This is a genomic window from Flavobacterium sp. N2550 (genome assembly GCF_025947265.1).
Taxonomy (GTDB): domain Bacteria; phylum Bacteroidota; class Bacteroidia; order Flavobacteriales; family Flavobacteriaceae; genus Flavobacterium; species Flavobacterium endophyticum.
On the sequence record NZ_CP110007.1, the window covers coordinates 3,031,029 to 3,049,479 of the forward strand.

The following is an 18,451-nucleotide window of genomic DNA, read 5'->3' on the forward strand; positions in this document are numbered from 1 at the left end:
ATCCTGTATAGACTAACTTCGTGGTATTTTAATTGAACCATGCACTACGAGAATTCATTTGTATCCTACAGCATCGAAGGCGGCGTGCTTCATATGGTATGCCGCTCGGGCGTCCGCATCACTCTAGCCGATGCGCGCAGCATCGTTGCGGACCGGCTTATGGTGCAGGGTGAAAGGCCGCTTCCCGCCCTATGCGAACTTACCGGAATCCTCGATGCCGATTCCGATGCGCTCGAGTTCTTTGCAAGGGAAGGCATGGTGCTGATCAGTGCCATCGCTTTCATTACACATGAAAAAAGGCATCTGGAATATCTGGTTAAATATTTCCTGAAGAGAAGCCTTCCGGCCATACCTTCGGCAGTCTTTAGCCATCTGCACCAGGGACTGGAGTTCCTGAAACATCGTACTTAACCTGCAAGGCCATGCATCAAGAAAAAAACATCAGAAGGCTTCACGCTGCATGCCAGATGCTCCTGGAACTGGCGGCAGGAAATTACAGCTTCCGCGCGGACAGGTCCCAGGAGGACGATTTGCTGGAAGTACTCCTTACCCTGCTGAACCTGATGGCAGAGCACGGCAAGGATGCCCTGTTGCATAAAGGATACGTCAACCCCCATAAAACCTACAGCTATATAATCCAGGAAGCCCTCCTGCTGGACCGGCAGGGAAACATCACTGGGCATACTGCTGCCCTTCCTGCCCTGCTAGTCCGCAACGACCTTGTTGGCCTGCCCGTTGAGAAGCTCATTGAGACGCGTGACCTATCCCGCTGGGAACAGGCCTTTGCGGAGCTTACTGCCGGGCATCTTGACCATTTGCTTATTCCCATCGAATTTTCTATTCCCCTAGACCTTGTCTTCACCCCGCTCTGCGCGGTATCCCGTTTGGCACCATCGGATAATTTGCTGATTGGCTTTATCGTACCGGAACCGCCAGCTGCAGAAAGTCCTGGGCAGGAGTCCGTAGCTATTGCTGCAAGGGGCACCGAGAGCGATGATGCCGAGCTCATGCAAAAGGTATACGACTTTGTGCTTACCCACCAGGAAGGACCCTTTCCCAAAATAAGAGCCCTGGCCAGGATGTTCTCCACCAACGAGTTCAAGCTCAAGAGCGGCTTCCAGCATTATTTCAGGACCTCGATCTACCAGCTCTACAACGAGCAGCGACTCAAGAAAGCTTTCCTGCTGATCCGTTACAGCAAGAAGGCCCTCAAGGATATTGCCTATACCGTAGGTTTCACCACCTACAGCAACTTTGCTCGCGCCTTCAAGATCAAGTTTGGCTGCGGTCCGGGAGAGATCCCAAGACGCAGGTTCGGCCAATGACTACCTTTTTAGGTCACCACATTCCCGATTTAGTATTTGCTGGCTTTTGATGTTTTGGAACTTTACAATGCAAAACAACCCAAACCCGCCTTATGAGACCAGCTGCAAAGAGAATATTTATCGAGATCGTCTGTTACCTGTATATACTCCTTTTCGTCTATGCGGCGGTAAGCAAGCTGCTGGATTTTGAGAATTTTGAAGTGCAGATCGGGCAGTCTCCGTTGCTTAGTTCCTTTGCGCAGCCACTGGCCTTGTCCATAATTGCAATTGAATTTTTAATTGTGCTGATATTACTGCATCCAGCTTACAAATTGCCGGGCCTTTACCTGGCCACCTCCATTATGGCAATGTTCTCTTTGTACATCTACTGGATCCTGAACCACAGCACCTTTATTCCCTGCTCCTGCGGCGGAGTCCTGGAAAAAATGAACTGGGATGAACATCTCTTCTTCAATCTGGCCTTCCTGTTTGCCGGGATAGCGGCAATAATACTTTTCCCTTCGACAATGGCCGCAAAAAGAAAATTCTTCCTGCTAGTGTTCACACTATTGCTTTCAGCCCTGTTTATGGCAGCTCTTATCTACAAGGCAAGCCAGATAACGCACTATAACAATAAATTTATCAGGATACTTTCTGCCACTACTGCCCGGAAAGTGGGCAAGATGGATCTTGGGCTCTCCTCCTATTACATCGCGGGTTATGATGGCAAGGATCTCTATCTTGGCAATAATACCTCCCAGCTGCTATTGACAGCAATAAACAGTAATCTGACGACAAAGTCCATCATACAGCTGAAACTGCCTGATACGACACTGCCCTATCGTGCGGTGTCCCTGAAGGTAACATCTTCCCATATCTATGCCTACGATGGGATGGTTCCGGCTGTCTTTAGGAGCGGAATCAGTGGGCAGGGCATGAAGCGCCTTAATGCCGGAGATCGATTCTTTTCCCTTGCACAACCGGTCGCTTCCAACCGCATGGTATTGCGCACGCAGGCCGCAGTAACCGGCGAAAGCACCATGGGCTTACTCAATACCAGCGAAGTTTCCAGGACCAGCCTTTTCCCCTCCTTACTGGAGAAACAGTCTGACGGTCTTTTCGACACCGATGGGACTTTGCTGTACAGTAAAGAGAGGGACAAGATCGTATATATCTATGCTTACAGGAATCAATACGTGATTGCGGATGCCCGCCTGCAGGCCATACGCCGCGGAACAACCATCGACACGATCTCCAAGCCCGATCTTGCAGTTGCCCACCTCAAATCCCGTGGAGAGAAAAAACTGGAGAAAGCTCCCCTTGTTGTCAACAGGACTGCTGCCATAAGTGGCAACCTGCTATTTGTCAGCAGCGGTATTCCTGGCAGATATGAAAGCAGCGCCATGTGGAAAAGGGCCAGCATAATTGACGTATACGACTTTGAAGACCAGAAGTATCTGACAAGTTTCTATATCGATGATCAGGATGGAAAAAGGATGAGAAATTTTACGGTGGAGTCCGGCCAGCTGTATGCCTTGATTGGCAGCCACATTGTGCACTACAGGCTGGGGACTGCGGTAACAAAATATTACAAGCCTTCATCGGAAGGCGAAAGACCTATTGGCCAATAGCGGGCGTATGGCTGAAAACCCGTAAAAAGAGTAGGCCCAATTTAATCAATTTTAATTATGAAAACTTCATTTATGAAAATCGTTTTACCGGCGCTTATCCTGATGACAGGCGTGTTAAGTGCATTCGGTACAAGTGCAAATGCAGACACTGCAGAACAGGCTTCCGTGTGGGGCTATCGCAAAATCGTCGGTTCGCCACAGCCTTGTGAGCGCATCAAGATGTGCGACCAGGTGCCAAACTTCGTCTGCAAATCAACTGCAGGAGAAAATCTCTACCAGCTGATCGCTCCGAACAATTGTCCTACCCTGCTCTTCCACAGTGTAAACAATTAAAGATAGGCCGCCAAGAGGGCGGCCTTTTTTTATGGCATAAGATATTTGTCAAACCATGCCTCGAAACGGCTGGTCAGGTCTTTCTGTTTCTCCCTGTCCAGTATGACGTGCTCCTCGCCGGGATACACCAGCAGGGTGTGTTCCTTTCCCATCCTGCGCAGTGCCAGATAGAATTCAACGCTTTGCATGTAATTCACATGGCGGTCATTCTCCCCTGTCCATGACAATAACGGAGTGGATACCCTGTCCGCTTTCAGTATGGGCGAATTGTCAAGGTAGTGGCTTAATCCTTCAAAGAGTGACTTTTCCATGCGCTGCTGCTGGTGTTCAAAACGCCAGAAATCAGGCCTTCCGTGGTTCCCCCCGACATAGAGATAGCTGCTCACAAGGTCCGTCAGGGCAGCTCCCGATAAGGCGGCCTTGAAACGCCCTGTCTGTGTTATGATATAATCCGTTTCATAACCCCCGAAGGAATGCCCCGTAAGGCCAAGACGTTTGGGATCAACCGGATAATCCTTGATGACCGAATCAACTGCAGCCAGGACACAATCCGTGGCCGAGTCCCCCATCTCCCTCATGCGGTAGGCAATGTCAGGCAGCAGGATAAAATATCCCTTGGCTGAGAGGTTGGCGGGATTGAATCCCGTCATGTTATAGGCCGAAGGATTCACATAGGCGTTGAGAAGATAGCTCTGCTTCTCATAGATGCTGACGATCATCGGATAGTTCTTGTCTTTTTGAAAGTCAGCAGGAAATATGAGCACGCCTGTGAGCTTCTTGCCGCCAACCTGGTAATGGACAATTTCGGACCTGCCCCAGTGGTACTCGTGCTGCTGTTTATTGCTCTGGTAGACAAGGGATGCCTTGCGTCCCGGTTTCACGCTGAGCAGCTGCGGTGGCAGGTCGTACCTCTGGGCCGCGAAAGTAAATACATCGGCGCCAGAGGCCTTTACCAGGCTTTCCAGCTGCTGGTCTGCCTTGTACAGCAGCTGCATCTGTCCTATTCCGGTCCTTGAGTAATACCCTTCAAATTTTCCGGTCCGGCTTGCGGCTATAAATACCAAGGGTGCACCGGTATCGTAAACGCCCAGCAGGTTTTCATAGCCGTGCATCCTGCGACTGTGTCCGGGTTCCGTTTCCGCCAGCCTGTAGGTGGTATGGTCTGCCCTTCCACCGGTCAATTTCCTGGCCTTGCTTCCATCGGGAAAGAGTTCCCAACAATCATACTGGTCGTATACTATGAGGCTCGCACCGCCTGCTGCAAAGCCGGCCGCGCCATACATCGGCCTTTTGCCCGCGCGGTCATACTGCCTGTTGTCAAATTCGACATTGAGTGCCTGCGTCAGGTTGCGGTGCAGCTGCCGCCGTATGTCATAGGCCCACCAGTGGTAGTCCTTTGCATAATAGAGGTAGTCGCCGTGCGGATCAAGATAAAATCCCGAGCTGTTGCCTTCCTGATTGCTGATAATCTTGGTCCTGGCTGCTGTAGCAAGATCCATAAGGTACATGTCGTACGGCCCGTCATAGTCGGTCTGTGGCTCATACTGCATCGGGTCCCACAGCAGCGCATGGCTGCCGCTAGCAGAACCGCTGGCTAGAGGATATTGGCGGTCGCTAAGCATTAATACCTTATCACTCTCTACCTGCCACAGCCCGAATTTGTGCTGCAGGTATACATCGCCGTACATCTGCTTTCGGGGATAGAGCTGCTTGTCGTCTGCCCTCCATACCTGGACAAGCGATTCCGGCGCCGTCGATGGCGGCTCGGAAACAGCGAAAAAGACCCTCTTCCCATCGTTCGAGACCACGGTGAAATCGAAGTCGCCCAGCAGCTTCATGCCCTCCGGAATACCTTTCCCTCCCATTGCGCCGCATTCCTTCAATATCTTCTTTTCGCTGTCAAACAGGTATATCCTGCCTGAACCATTGTCTTCCCTGATAAATGATACGAAGTCGCCTCCCCATGCCAGGCCCGAAAATGGCTTGTCGGCAGTCATAGCAGGTGTTACATTTCCTTGCGTCCCGTCAATTACTGCAACGGCGTGGCCGTTGCCTCTTCTGTAAGCGACCGCCACCTTTGACTGGTCGCTGTTCCATTTCCATGAAGTGATACCCTCTAAGGTCATCTGAACCGCTCCCTCTGGAGAGAATACCTGTAGAGTATGGCCGGAATCCTTGTATTTTGAAAACGTGAAAAGCTGCCCGCTGCGGCGGTTGAAATCGAAGAACTGGCAATCGGGATGCTTCCTTGTCTGCCCTGATTTTAGGTGTATCACTACTAGTGTGTCACCCTTTATGCCTGCGAAGTACTCCTCTTTGTAAAACCTGCCCTCATTTCCGGCGCTTATCACAAATTGCTTTCCCGATTGGATGTTTCTGGCAAAGAGCGTATCTCCTGAGGGATTTTTCACCCGATAGCTTGCCCAATTGCCTTTTGCCGATAAGTTGTCGGAAATGAGGAAGCTCCACCTCTTGTAATCGGGCTGCCTGAGTTCTTTTTTAACCTGCCCTACCGCCTTGCCTGCTGGCAGCAGCAAAGCGATAAGCAGATAGAAGGCGATGCTGCAAAGTCCCGCACGCTTCCTGTATTTTTTAGTATCCATCATTCTGGGGTGCTAGTTTGGGATTGAGTATGATTTCGCGTTCCGGCAGTGGCAGGAGCCTGTCGGTGGAGCTCCAGCCTGGCTTGCCTGGACCAAGGACAGCATCGAGCCATCCAAGGCGTTTCAGGTCAAAGAAGCGATGCCCGAATTCGCAGGCCAGTTCGATCCTGCGCTCCCGCATTATGGCAGTAAGCAGTTCATCCTGTGAAGCTGCCGCGATTATGGGAAGGCCTGCCCTTAAGCGGATACGGTTAACATCTTCCAGGGCCGCATCGGAATTGCCCAGCCTCATTTGTGCTTCTGCCCTGATCAGGTAGAGTTCCGGCAGGGCAATGATGATCGAATACTCGACAGAAGTCCCTGTATTTTCGGCCTGCTTGTACTTATAGATATGCGACCACGATTCAGCTCCCGATATCACCACCTTGGTCCAGTTGGCTTTTCGCAGGTCATCCTGCTCGAAGCTTGCCATAAAATCAGAAGAAAGGGCAGACAGTGGCGGCGGCCCGGACTGGAAGCTGAACGTGGTCGCTTCCAGCGTGTTGTTGCCTTGCATGCCAGGAGCAAACTGCCAGATCGTTGACGGGGCTTCCTTCAGGTACGCCTGCTCCAGGTCCGTTATCCATGTATAGGTTCCCGTCTGGGCGATAACTTCGCTGGCCGCAGCAGTTGCGCCTGCCCAGTCTCCCTGATATAGCCTGATCCGTGACAGGAAGGCAAGGGCAGCAAATTGGTTGGGACGGGTCCGATCGATAGCGGCATATCCCACGGGCAGCAGCGCTGCGGCATCGGCCATGTCCCCTGCCGCCTTGTCAAGTACCGTGTCATAGCTCGACCGTGACACTGCCCTGTTGGACTGGTAATCCGTAGTTGATATATAAGGCACGTCACCAAACAGGCAGGCCAGGTAGAAATGCAGAAGCCCCCTGACCAGAAGGGCTTCGCCGGTGAGGTGATTCTTCTTTTCAGTGCTGATGGTTGTCGATCGGGAAAGGCCATCGATAATGGCATTGGCACCATAGATCTGCGTATAGCTGCTGTTCCACAGTTCCTGTATCTCAGTTCCGGCCGGCTGCAGGGCATTCTGCGCAAAGCTGAAGGAGAGGCTTCCGGGGCCGCCGTGGAACTCCAGCTCGTCGGCATACAGGCCCAGCTGGTGGGAAGTGCCCGTAAGGGTACCCGACAGTACGCCGCTTTCGCGCATCTTGGTATAGATTTCAGTCATTGCCGCGGCGGCGGTCGCCTCATTTTCGAATACGGCCGGGGCAGTCAGCTGGCTGTTGGGAAGATCTACCTCCGTAAACTCATCGCAGGAGATAAGAAGTACCGTCAGCAGAATGTAAATTAGCTTTTTCATAGTAGTTGCATTAAAATGATATTTGAATTGAACTGCTGTAGACCCTCAGCGGCGGAATGAAGCCCGAGATCCTGAATTCGGGATCTGCACCCTTGTGGTTGGTAAGGGTCAGCAGGTTCTGCCCCTGCAGGCTCAGCTTGCAGCGGAATCCCTTGGTCCACTCCTTAGGAAGGTCGAAAGTGAGGGAAACGTTTTTCAGGCGGACGTAGGAGGCGTCAGAGATGACGGCATCGCTCTGCGAATACAGCGTCTGTGCCTGAAAAGCCTGTGCATCCGCCCCGGAGCTGAACCGCTGTACGCCGCTGCTGTCTCCCGGCGCCTGCCAATTCCCTGCCAGGCTCGCCGGCTGGTTGGACATGGTCCCCGGCAGCAGGCCGCCGAAGCGTTCGTTGAAGTTCTGTTGTTTTACGAACTGGAATAGGAAGTCCAGTGATAGCGGCCCATAGGTCAGGGTATTGCGGATACCGCCAAAAAACTCGGGATTGAGGTCCTTGGTATATACCTTGTCATTGATTGCATCGATCGTCCCGTCTGAATTGGCATCCTGGAACTGGTACAGGCCCGTCTGCGGGTCGACTCCTGTAGCATGGTATACCCTTACGATATTGAGCGGCGCGCCAATGACGAACTGGTTCTCGTATGTCGAGCCTTTCAGCCCGGGAAAAGAGCGCAGTTCATTGCGGGCCCTGCTGAAATTGATGTCGGTGGACCAGGTAAGCTTCTCCCCGATGATATTCTTGGTACTGATGGTGATCTCCAGGCCGGTGTTCTGTACCACGGCATCAAGGTTGGACTGAATCGACGGGAATCCCGTAGTACCCGGCAGCGGTATGCCTACCAGCTGGCTCGAGGAACGGTTGCGGTACCAGGCAAGGGTTGCATAGATCCTGTCCTTCAGGAAGCCCAGCTCAAGTGCGGCCTCAAATTTTGTATTGGTCTCCCAGCCGAAGGCCGGATTGTACAGCCTGCTGGGTTGCAGTCCGGCAACACCGTCATATGGCATCCCGGTCAGGCTGTACGTATCGAGATATTGATAGTCGCCGATCTGGTCGCTGCCGCTGGTCCCGTAGCTGGACCTGATCTTGGCAAAGCTGATCCACGGCATGCCGTCCCTGATGAAGTCCTCCCCGCTGGCAATCCATGCCGCACCGACAGCGCCGAAGGTGGCGAATCGGTTATCGGGGCCGAAGCGGCTCGACCCGTCCCTCCTTCCTGTAAGGTTTAGGAGGTAGCGCCTGTCCCAGTTCAGGTTGGCACGTCCGAAGAAGGCCTGGTAGCGGTACTGGGTCTCGGTGCTTTCCAGTACGGAGAAGAGGCTTGCAGATGCAGGATTGTCGATGAGCTGGTTGCTCACAAAACCGTAGCCCATATGCGTAAGCAGGTTATTCTTCTGTTCCTGGAAGGTGGCTCCCGCAAGCAGTTCAAGCTTTGCGGGGCCGAATTCGGCAGCGTAACGCAGCTGCGGCTCTGCGATCCATGAACTTCGCGATGTGGTGGATGCCATTGCCAGTGAAGACTCGCTTCCCAGCCCGTAGGCCGGATTGTACATGGTCGAGGGCGAAGTGACCAGCTCCCTGTGCCTTATGTCGGTATAGCCGAGCGCGGCCTTGGCCTGCAGTCCCTCGGCGATGTCGTAGGACAGGCTGGTGTTGGCCATGAGATCCTTGGTGCTGCTGATGAATTTGCCTTCCAGATTGCGAAGCGGGTTCTCAAAGGTGCCGTTCTCCCAATTGAGCGACCCGTCGCTTCCGTACAGCGCGGGTGCATTGGGAGCGAGCATCATGGCCTCCCTGAGCAGGTCCGCTGAAGGGAGGTCGTTGTCCTGCACGGTATAATTTGCCGAGAAGCTCATACGGAACCTGCTGTCCGTGCTGCGGTGGTTGATCCCGGAATGCAGGTTCCCCTTGCTGTATCTGAAATCACCGGGAAACACCGTGGTCTCCCTGTTATAATTCCCATTCAGGACAAACTGTGTCGTCTCGCTCCCCCCGGATAATGAAGCCTGCAAGGCATTGAAGCTCGCGGTCCTTCCCGCAAGCTCCTCCTGCCAGTCCGTGTATCGGTCCTGGCTCCATGTCCCGTTCACATCGTAGGCGTTGGCAGGATATTCCGTAATCCCGTCATTTGCATAGGCCTGCCTTCGCATCTGCAGGTACTGGCGGGTGTCCATCAGATCGCTGAATTTGGGGATGGACGAGAGTCCGCCCGTAACTGTTGCCGTAAAGGTGGTCTTGCCTGCCCTGCCCTTCTTTGTCGTTACAAGCACTACGCCATTGGCGCCCCTCGAGCCATAGATCGCCGTGGCATCCGCATCCTTGAGTACCTCGATACTTTCGATATCCCCGGGATTGATGCTGTTCAGCGGGCTGGTCGCGCCGGGCTTTGGCCCCATGGTATAGTTGCTTCCGATGGGGTCGCTGGCATAAGGAACGCCGTCAATGATGAAGAGCGGGCTGTTGCCGTCATTGCGAAGGCTGTTCAGCCCGCGTATCTTGATGTCAAATCCCCCTCCGGGCATGCCAGTGGTCTGCGTAATGTTAACTCCAGCCATCCTTCCTTGCAGGGTAGCAAGGGCATTGGTTACGGGCTGGGTTTCGATTTCCTTTGCAGTTACCCTTGCAATGCTGCCGGTACGCTCCTTGTCTTTCACTGAATAGTATCCTGCATTGATCACCACTTCCTCCAGCTGCTTTGAGTCTTCTGAAAGCGTTATGTTCAATACGCTTGAGGTGATTGTAATTTCCTGTGTGGTGTAACCCATAAAGGAAAAGGTGAGCACCTCTCCTATTTTGGCGTCGATGCTGTACCTGCCCTGTTCATCTGTTATGGTACCTTTACTGGAACCTTTTACCGTGATATTGACTCCTGGCAGCGGTCCCTGTTTGTCGGCAACTGTCCCGCTTATAGCAGATTGGAATAGCAAGGACGCAGACTCGGGCCTGAGATAGTTGGCATGCATGTGGCTGCACCAAAGCAATAGCCCTAAAATAAAGGCATGATAGCCCTTATTCAATGAAATTATTTTCATAATTTTGAATTGTTAAATGAAACGTCAGTTAGTTTAATCATGCCTTCTGCTGGCTCCGCCAAGAAACAGCAGTGGGCTTTTTTTGTGTCTGTTTAGTTTGTCATTCGCATACTGGTTTTATTGGTTAATGGTTAGCTAGTTAAGGGTTATTGCCATTATCTTCCGCACAGGATGCCCGGCCCTTTCCCCATAACTAACTCGGAGGTGGGTGCCGTGAAGCCGGGCTGGTTAACTAAAAACTAATTCATGCGCAATACCGGATCTAGAGTCACTACAACGATTGCGAAACTTGGCAAAAAAAAGGAGAAGTCGCTTAGAATAAAAGCTGTATGAGTTTTGGTGCTTCCTTAAAAAGGAGGCGTGGGTTTAAACTCAGCTTATTGCCATTGAGGTACTGGTATACCGTGCAACAATAAGTGAGCCCACGCCGTATGGCGTGAGCATTTACACTTATCTCCCCGTTGCAAAAATTACCAGTTTTCAATGGCGGGATTCAAAGCGAATGCTTCATATAAATTTTTGAAGTATCGCAAAAATACAATCCTTATGGATTTAAGACAAATATAATTAAAATTTAATACCGTTCGCTATCGCGAACGATTTTTTTGAAGTAATAAGTTTATTTTGTTGTAAACAATCAAAAATTGAGTAATAAAAGGAACAAATCTATCACACCCCACGATATGCTTATTTTCAAGCATATGTGCAATTTTATTGCTGAAAAATGGATAAATGGTAGACTTGACTCTAATGGCAAATCAGTAAGCAAAGCTAAGTATGCTGATGAATGTGATTTAGCTAAAAGCACAATTACCAAAATCGCAAGTTCAGAAGGATATAATTTACCGTTCCTTACGATAGTAAAGATTTGTAAAAAAGAAGAGTTTCCGTTATCTCAGTTTTTTTCGGAATTTGAAAAAAAATATAAGATGAAGTATTAGTTATATAAAGATGCGAAAGCATCTTTATTTGTAATCGAGTTATTATAAATATATAATTTTACTGGTATTAATCTTATGATATTTACAACGTTGTACAACTACCTTAGGTAGTTAATAAGACCAAAACAATTCTAACCTCGTAAATATCAATATGAACAACCCTGAAGTAGAGTTAATATCAAGTCAAAAGGATTTAAAACAATTGCTAGAAAGGTTTAGCAGTAACGAATTATTTGCATGCGATTTTAAGTTTGCAAAGAGAGAATATCTTAACACTTTAGTTGAAGCAATTAATGTTGATAATCTAGACTTTGAAAATAAGAACTTCTTTTACTGCAACAAAAGAAAGATTCACATTTCTGAAAGTTCGTCTGGCAATATATGGATCAGTACAATAGGCCTAGTAGCTCGAAAAAAGATGACAAGCAATAAGTCCGTTAACGCCTGTCTAAATCAGCACACCGTGATTTCCCCCTTGCTGGAGAAATCAATCGAGCTTTGTAAAAGTGATACAGTGTACGATATTGATAGTTATGATTTTGAAACCCTAAATCTAATATCTACTTCCCTATTTCACAATTCTTTATTTTACATTGAAGTATTCTGCAAAGCGTATTTATCGTTATGTGATGTTAAGCCTCGACATACGCATAAGGTATCAGATCTATTCTCAAATTTAGTAGATGTTATGTACCAGCAAAATCATAACGATTCTCTTTTTCATATTTTAATCGTAAATAAGATTGCGCCCGTAGTTGACTATATAACCAAAATTCCAGGGCATTTTAAAGAACATAATGTAAAATATGATGACAATGCCGGCGATACTACCGTAATTGTGTTTGATGAGGATTCATTGAGCGATATGAAATCGACTTTTGAAGAATGTGATAGTTTCATATTAGAACTTTTTTACCGCGGCACAGAGGCAAGTTTAATTATGCAAGGTGCATATCAAAGAATTCTGGATAAAGCAAAGAGTGAAAAATCAAGAAATAAAATAAAGGACAAGTACAAGTACCTTATAGACCAATCAAGCTTTTTGAAGTAAGAAATGGTCCTTATCAGAAAATCCTAGTTTTGATCATGGAATGAAACCTGTACTTATAAAATTTCTTCCTAAACTGGCTGCTGACAAGTTATTTAGCTTATAAAAGTATAGTTATTAAAATAGAGCAGGCGATACTGTTTAATTAATAACCTATTTAAAATGGTTTTGCCCTTAAAGTCATCTGTATAATTCCCATACTAAATTAAGTTTTTTAGCTATTAATTTTCAAAAATTTCTTACTTTTCAAATTATTTTACACATTTACTAAAAAATGGAACAGAAGGAATTTATCAATAGGCTAAACAATTTGCGTTCTAATTTCATGGATCCATCTCAAGCTAGGGCCATGACTAAGCTTCTCAATATTGTCTCTTCTGATATCTATACTGAAAGTCAGCGGTTTTTTTATGAGATGATTCAAAACGCGGATGATTCATGCTCACTTGATAATAATTCTGTATTTATAGATTTTCGTGACAATGCCCTTATTATATCGCACAACGGTGAACAATTTTCAGAGGAAGATATAGATTCTATCACAGATGCTGGTGCAAGCACAAAAACATCAAAAAAGGCAACAACGGGATTTAAGGGTATAGGCTTTAAGTCGGTATTCATGAAATCCAAAAGAGTCAGCATATTCTCAGGGGGATTTCAGTTCCGATTCGATAAAGATGCTGTAACCAAGGATTATCCCTGGCAAACAATTCCGATTTGGACCGAACTTAATGACCTACCAGAGAATCTTCGAGATACTGTTGAAGGTTTGTCTCATCCGGTAATCACTATCATTGAGATGGCCGACGCGCATGAATTGAGAAATTCACTGAATGAGCTTTTAGGACAGGGGCAGATTCTATTATTCTTGAGGAGAGTATGCAAAATTGAGATCAAATTAAATGGAAAGATTGTAAATACAATAAAAAAAGAAGTTGGTGGCGAACAACAATTGTCAAAAAATGTAATATTATTTTTCGATGACGTACCAAAAAGTTCCTGGCTTGTCCGAACTTTTTCCGATATCCCCGTGCCAGCCGAGCTATCCAGTTCCTTACAGCACGACGAAAAGGTACCGGAAAAGTTAAGGTCGGCAACTCATTCAGAACTTACGTTTGCGGCAGCATTAGATGGAGATAAGATTGGAAAACTTCCTAAAGAACAAAGTCTTATCTATACATTTCTGCCCACCAAGGTAACAGAGTTTGCTCTTCCATATCTTATAAACGGAAATTTCTTGACAAATGCACCAAGGGAATCTATCCATCAGGACTATCCATGGAATAACTGGCTTTTTGAGGAAATTGCAAAGCTTAATTTTGTTTGGTTAAGTGAACTCGCACTTAGCGGATATAAGTTTCAAGTTCTAAAACTGCTTCCCAAGAGATACGGTCCTTCAAGTAATATGCTCAAAAATTCTTTTGATAGCGGCTACAATATTTCGGGTTCACGCAAGTTCCTTCCCGCAAACAATGGTGATGTGTTGTCACCAAAAGAAGCGCTAAATGATAAAACTACTCTTTCAGAGCAATCTTTTATAGATAAAAATATCATCTTGGATTTTCTGCGCGAAAAAAATGGCTTTGTTCTAAACGTAAACTGTTACCTACATCCTCATTTGGAAGAAAAGAGCAAGCTTTCTTACATTACTGTTGCAGAATTTACCCTAGACAATATTACCGACTTTTTTGCTTCTGAAAATTTTGTTCGAAGCCACGGTATAACCGAGAACTTTCAGCTAATTGAATTTTTAAAAGACAGGTCGGACAGTGATCATCAAGGCATCTTGTTTGAGGATGTTAAAAAACTTCCTTTTGTATTTGATGAGCACGGTACTTTACGTAATCCTAAAGACGGTGTCTGTTTTCCTGCAGGAGACGGTCTTCAGACTTTTGATTTAGGAGATGTTCGTGTAATACATGTTGATGTCTTCAAGAAGATTCAAGAAAATCAGAAGATATATGACTGGCTTGTGCAACTCGGCACAGAAACACCTTCTGAAACTGCCTATATAAATATGATGATCCTTCCATACCTTGGAGATGAAGGATTTGTAACAGAGGAAAACTTTTTGAAGCTTACAGGCTACCTTGTTAAAATGTATAAAAAAGGTATTGTTACGGAAGAAATGCTTTCCAGACTCCGAACTCTTGCACTCAAAACCAATGGAGATACTACAACTTTCATTCAGGCTCAAAAATGCTATTTGTCTCAAATTTATAGACCAAAAGTTAACTTGGAATCTGTCATTAACCTACCCTTTGTCTCAGAAGACTATCTACAAATTGGATATCTCCAACCAGATATGCAGGTATTCTTTAAAGCCTTAAGTGTAAAGGATAGTATAGAAATAGAAACCATCACCTCAAATTGTGATGTATCAAGTATTGCGGACATCACTACATCAGAATGGGTGGCTTTCACTCGCGAAGCTGGTGAGCGCGAGGCGACAAAAAAAGGTGGATATTGTTTTGGTTTAACTAACCTGATACGTGGAGTTAAGCTACCATCATTTCTACATCATACTGCCACTGATTTTGAATATAGCAAGATGTTCTGGAAGTACATGTTAGATAACTCAGTACATGCGCGTGAGCTTTTGACAAATGCTACATTCTGTTATGGACGAGGTAATGGCCTAAATAAATACTCTGTACCTGTAGAAAACTATTTTAAATATTTTGTTGCAAATAATAAATGTATCCCGACTTCACTCGGCACTTTAGAAAATTCTAAAGACGTATTTTTAAGCTTAAAAGAGATAAGGGAAATTGCCGGTGAATATTTTCCAGTCTTAGAGTATGGTGATGACATAACTACCGACTGGCATATATATTTTAATTTTAAAAAGAAGCTAGAGATAACCGATTATCTTTCCATACTGGGCAAGATTGCTGCAAAGGAAGGCCCTTTGCTAAAAAAAGACATTAAAAATATCGGTAGGATATATAATAAGCTGGCGGGTCTGCTACCCGACCTTACCTTCGAAGAGAAAACAAAGATTAATGACTGGGGCAAAAAAGGGTATCTTCTGTCCGCGAGCGGAACATTCGAGCCTGTTTCAGAACTGAAAAATATTAGCAAAGATGGCTTCTCACATATTAATGGCCTAAAATTATTTAATATCCCAAGCAATTGCGATAAGGACAAACTAGATTCGCTGATAACAGAATTTGGAATTTTGACCATCAGGCATTTTATTCCTCAATTTGATGGCTCACTTACTGACAATGACCTGAAGAATAGATTTGAAAAAGTACTTCCTTATTTAGCGCTTATTGCGCAACAGAGGTCTCTTGAAGACACTGATGAATTTGACCGTTTATTTGCAATGTTGGATGACTTGACTTTCAATTCAGCCGAGGAGATATACCTCTCATTCATGGATGGGGAAAATTTGGTCACGGGTCCTTCAATCAAAGTATATCGCGCATCAAATTGTATTTCATACAAAGGAAAATGGAAAAGTGAACGCATTCTGCTTGAACTAATTGATGAATTAAGAGAATATCTTTCTTTTTCTGGCACAAATGAAGAACTTAGATTCCTACTATTAGAGCCAGATTTAGCTGAAATTAAACTCTGGCTTAAGGAAAAGGAAATTGATTTATCCAATCTGCGTGCGACTAAAAAATTTAAAACTAAAACGGTATCACTGGAACTAGACATCACCATGCAAGAAAGTTCCAAGACTCCAGATTTGGAAATACCAGCTGTAAACGGAACTTCACCGACCGTAAAGCCATTCACAGCTAAATATAAACCAACTAATTTTGATTATACAAATATACCAGTGCATGAACCTCCAACAGTTTCAACTGGTGGCTCTGTCGAAAACGATAGTCAAAATTATATGGAATATTATGACATGTCAGATGAAGAAGCAAGAAAAGGTTATGGAAAATGGTCTGAAGAATTTGTTAATGGTTACTTATTAAAAAAGTATCCTGCCGATTCGATTAAATGGATGAATGAGCACGAGGAAAGTTACAAGCCCTATGATTTTGAATTACACATCGATAGCGAAATTTTTTATATTGACGTCAAAGGAACGCCATCTTCAACTAAAGATTTGGTATTTCTTTCACCTCCAGAGTGGCGGTTTATGATACAGAAGGGTGAAAAATATTCTATCTATCGTATTTATAGTGCAGACACTTCAGAACCAAAAATAAAAATTGTTTCGAATCCTGCGTTTCAAATAGCAAGTGGGGCGTTAATACCATATAAACCTTCCTTAGTAATTTAAGAATTTCAATTAGGAAATGGATGTAATGTTGTATTAAAAAATTAATGATCATATGTATATAATATATCATCCTCAAGGGAAAATATTCAAAAATAAAGGAATGGTCATTTATCATGATGCATTTGGTGAAAAAAATGAGGATCCCTATCTATGGAATAAGCAATTTCTTCATTCCTTTTGCCATATCACACAAATGAAGTCCGAAATAGGTAACATTAATTTTTGGGTTAGTGGTGACACTTTTCCAAATTTTAAGCATCTATACTGCGATTGTGTTTTCGTTGTGGAAAGCAAAGTTTATTGGAACCAAGCCAACAACATCTCACAAAATGATAATGTTGTTGATAATCTCCAAACATATAATCATCATTACAAGTGGGGTAATTTCCAACATCCTTTCAAACGTAGAAGAAGGTATACACTGAAAGCTGATGAGAAAAAGAGTTTTCAGCCTCAGACAAAAGATGGTTTTTTGATTGATATTGTCCCTTTTTTAAAAGATATTGGTCTAGATTTGGTTAGGCTTCGTAGTCAAATGAAAGCTGGTTACCAAGCAAAACCTGTCAACCTCGAACCTACACAGGCTGAGAAATTATACAAATACTTAGTTCAAAAGTCTGATATCAAAATATATGGGTATCAAATTGCAGATATTCACCCTTAGTTAGTTTTTTATTTGCTAATTACCAGATCCTTCAACCTATGGCAAGACTCAATATTATCAATCAAAGCATATGATAACTTTAAAATCATTCCGATTAAAATTGTCGGGATGGTACTTTAAAAAGATGAATGTTAAGTTGAAAATGCAATAAAGATATTGCTGTAATAGTAATCAGTCTTTATTTTTGATAATATTGAAAACCATTGTTTGCAGCAATTGAAATCAAGGGAGAGATTGTATTTTTTAGCTGATCATAACAGAAATTGTTTTTGTCCTCACTTAAATTAAACAAATAAAAATATTCCTCAAGTAATTTAGATTTGGAGTTAAACTTTGACACAATTTCAAATGCGGTTTTCTGAAGATCGTAAAACTTGTCGAAATGTATGTCCATACTTGGAAGCTTGTCACTTTTTATTGAATTATAAACTGTGTCAATAGGAACCAGATTCCACATAAGATCATGGGAGACAAAGGCATGGGGCACGAAATGGTCCAGCGCATATCTTTGGATGCTGAGTTTTGTATCAGTATATATGCAGTCCACTGTTCCCAATTCCCTGAATACAACATCCCAGTAGTTCTTTCTCTGGTTTGTGAGCGATCCGCGCATTGGTGGCTTTATAAGTTTTCCCGGAATATCCGGTACGTTGGGATTACGTACCTGTAGGAAGTTCGAAAGGTTCCAGTAACAGAAATCTTTCAGTATCCTTGCATTGCTTTTCAAATAGTTAAGCCACATGGGATTTACTTCAATTCGATCGGAATATAGTGCGTATAGTGACTGATTATGGAAGCGTTGGGATTCGGTATAGATCCTATTCTGGTATTGCGAATAGTTCTCGCCCTTGTTTTTACTGACCCATGGTGTTAGGAACCAGTGGGGAACATTCTTATCGAAATGATTCAACAATGCTATTGTTTTCTTATTGTCGCTACTCAGTAAAATTTGGACCACATGATCTTTTCTTGCTATAATGGGAATCATTTCGATCTCCACTATATTTCCAATAGCTTGCTGGATCATATCCTGCCCGCCAAAAGATACATGGAAATAGTTAACAGTATACCATGCATTTGCGAGCATGCTCGCAAATAGCTCCTTCTTGGCTATTACCCTTTTGCCCTGCTCTACAGTTTCAATAATTGACAGTAACCAATAATATTTATAAGTGGCTGAAGTATTGTTGAAAACTGACGATAGTTTGTTTACATTAAGTAGTGACGAAGATGGTAAGCTCATTTGTTTTTGTAAATAAGTAGATAAAAATGGAAAAATATTTAATTTAATTT

12 protein-coding genes are annotated in these 18,451 nt (G+C 45.0%); 8 read left to right on the forward strand and 4 right to left on the reverse strand.

The annotated features are described in order from the left end of the window. The first annotated feature begins 39 nt into the window (after nucleotides 1-39). The 4 genes from OLM56_RS13410 (at nucleotide 40) to OLM56_RS13425 (ending at nucleotide 3,268) form a co-directional block, all read left to right on the forward strand. Nucleotides 40-411, forward strand: coding sequence for a hypothetical protein (locus OLM56_RS13410; protein ID WP_264527315.1), 372 nt, complete (start codon nucleotides 40-42; stop codon nucleotides 409-411). Nucleotides 412-422: 11 nt separating this feature from the next. Next, nucleotides 423-1,325 (forward strand): helix-turn-helix transcriptional regulator, encoded by a 903-nt coding sequence (locus tag OLM56_RS13415; protein WP_264527316.1) that lies wholly within the window; start codon nucleotides 423-425, stop codon nucleotides 1,323-1,325. Nucleotides 1,326-1,417: 92 nt separating this feature from the next. After that, on the forward strand, nucleotides 1,418-2,935 hold the full coding sequence (locus OLM56_RS13420) for a MauE/DoxX family redox-associated membrane protein (protein WP_264527317.1): 1,518 nt from the start codon (nucleotides 1,418-1,420) through the stop codon (nucleotides 2,933-2,935). A 57-nt stretch (nucleotides 2,936-2,992) separates the two neighbouring features. Beyond that, on the forward strand, nucleotides 2,993-3,268 hold the full coding sequence (locus tag OLM56_RS13425) for a DUF6520 family protein (RefSeq protein WP_264527318.1): 276 nt from the start codon (nucleotides 2,993-2,995) through the stop codon (nucleotides 3,266-3,268). 29 nt (nucleotides 3,269-3,297) lie between these two features. Here the strand turns inward: OLM56_RS13425 and OLM56_RS13430 are convergent, their stop codons facing one another. Genes OLM56_RS13430 through OLM56_RS13440 form a run of 3 tightly spaced genes read right to left on the reverse strand, consistent with a single transcriptional unit; the run spans nucleotide 3,298 to nucleotide 10,256 of the window. Then, nucleotides 3,298-5,874, reverse strand: coding sequence for an alpha/beta hydrolase family protein (locus OLM56_RS13430; protein WP_264527319.1), 2,577 nt, complete (start codon nucleotides 5,872-5,874; stop codon nucleotides 3,298-3,300). After that, on the reverse strand, nucleotides 5,861-7,228 hold the full coding sequence (locus OLM56_RS13435; protein ID WP_264527320.1) for a RagB/SusD family nutrient uptake outer membrane protein: 1,368 nt from the start codon (nucleotides 7,226-7,228) through the stop codon (nucleotides 5,861-5,863). The genes OLM56_RS13430 and OLM56_RS13435 overlap by 14 nt, the downstream gene beginning before the upstream one ends. Before the next feature lie 10 nt (nucleotides 7,229-7,238). Beyond that, nucleotides 7,239-10,256 (reverse strand): SusC/RagA family TonB-linked outer membrane protein, encoded by a 3,018-nt coding sequence (locus tag OLM56_RS13440; protein WP_264527321.1) that lies wholly within the window; start codon nucleotides 10,254-10,256, stop codon nucleotides 7,239-7,241. A 644-nt stretch (nucleotides 10,257-10,900) separates the two neighbouring features. Here OLM56_RS13440 and OLM56_RS13445 point away from each other — a divergent pair. From OLM56_RS13445 to OLM56_RS13460, 4 genes are all read left to right on the forward strand, one after another. Continuing rightward, nucleotides 10,901-11,197, forward strand: a complete 297-nt coding sequence (locus tag OLM56_RS13445) for a hypothetical protein (protein ID WP_264527322.1) — start codon at nucleotides 10,901-10,903, stop codon at nucleotides 11,195-11,197. A gap of 151 nt (nucleotides 11,198-11,348) precedes the next feature. Beyond that, on the forward strand, nucleotides 11,349-12,248 hold the full coding sequence (locus OLM56_RS13450) for a hypothetical protein (RefSeq protein WP_264527323.1): 900 nt from the start codon (nucleotides 11,349-11,351) through the stop codon (nucleotides 12,246-12,248). Between the two features lie 271 nt (nucleotides 12,249-12,519). Continuing rightward, a complete protein-coding gene (locus tag OLM56_RS13455) occupies nucleotides 12,520-16,494 on the forward strand; it encodes a sacsin N-terminal ATP-binding-like domain-containing protein (protein WP_264527324.1) in 3,975 nt (1,324 codons plus the stop codon). Between the two features lie 52 nt (nucleotides 16,495-16,546). Continuing rightward, nucleotides 16,547-17,158, forward strand: coding sequence for a hypothetical protein (locus tag OLM56_RS13460; protein WP_264527325.1), 612 nt, complete (start codon nucleotides 16,547-16,549; stop codon nucleotides 17,156-17,158). 178 nt (nucleotides 17,159-17,336) lie between these two features. Here OLM56_RS13460 and OLM56_RS13465 read toward each other — a convergent pair whose 3' ends face one another. Continuing rightward, nucleotides 17,337-18,401 carry an HNH endonuclease domain-containing protein gene (locus OLM56_RS13465; protein WP_264527326.1) on the reverse strand — a complete coding sequence of 355 codons (1,065 nt, stop codon included), beginning with the start codon at nucleotides 18,399-18,401 and terminating at the stop codon, nucleotides 17,337-17,339. Nucleotides 18,402-18,451: the final 50 nt, after the last annotated feature.

Coding starts and splice junctions, on each gene's coding strand:
- OLM56_RS13440 (WP_264527321.1), bottom strand. CDS start 10,256: ATGAAAATAATTTCATTGAATAAGGGCTATCATGCCTTTATTTTAGGG.
- OLM56_RS13450 (WP_264527323.1), top strand. CDS start 11,349: ATGAACAACCCTGAAGTAGAGTTAATATCAAGTCAAAAGGATTTAAAA.
- OLM56_RS13425 (WP_264527318.1), top strand. CDS start 2,993: ATGAAAACTTCATTTATGAAAATCGTTTTACCGGCGCTTATCCTGATG.
- OLM56_RS13420 (WP_264527317.1), top strand. CDS start 1,418: ATGAGACCAGCTGCAAAGAGAATATTTATCGAGATCGTCTGTTACCTG.
- OLM56_RS13460 (WP_264527325.1), top strand. CDS start 16,547: ATGTATATAATATATCATCCTCAAGGGAAAATATTCAAAAATAAAGGA.
- OLM56_RS13455 (WP_264527324.1), top strand. CDS start 12,520: ATGGAACAGAAGGAATTTATCAATAGGCTAAACAATTTGCGTTCTAAT.
- OLM56_RS13430 (WP_264527319.1), bottom strand. CDS start 5,874: ATGATGGATACTAAAAAATACAGGAAGCGTGCGGGACTTTGCAGCATC.
- OLM56_RS13415 (WP_264527316.1), top strand. CDS start 423: ATGCATCAAGAAAAAAACATCAGAAGGCTTCACGCTGCATGCCAGATG.
- OLM56_RS13465 (WP_264527326.1), bottom strand. CDS start 18,401: ATGAGCTTACCATCTTCGTCACTACTTAATGTAAACAAACTATCGTCA.
- OLM56_RS13435 (WP_264527320.1), bottom strand. CDS start 7,228: ATGAAAAAGCTAATTTACATTCTGCTGACGGTACTTCTTATCTCCTGC.
- OLM56_RS13410 (WP_264527315.1), top strand. CDS start 40: ATGCACTACGAGAATTCATTTGTATCCTACAGCATCGAAGGCGGCGTG.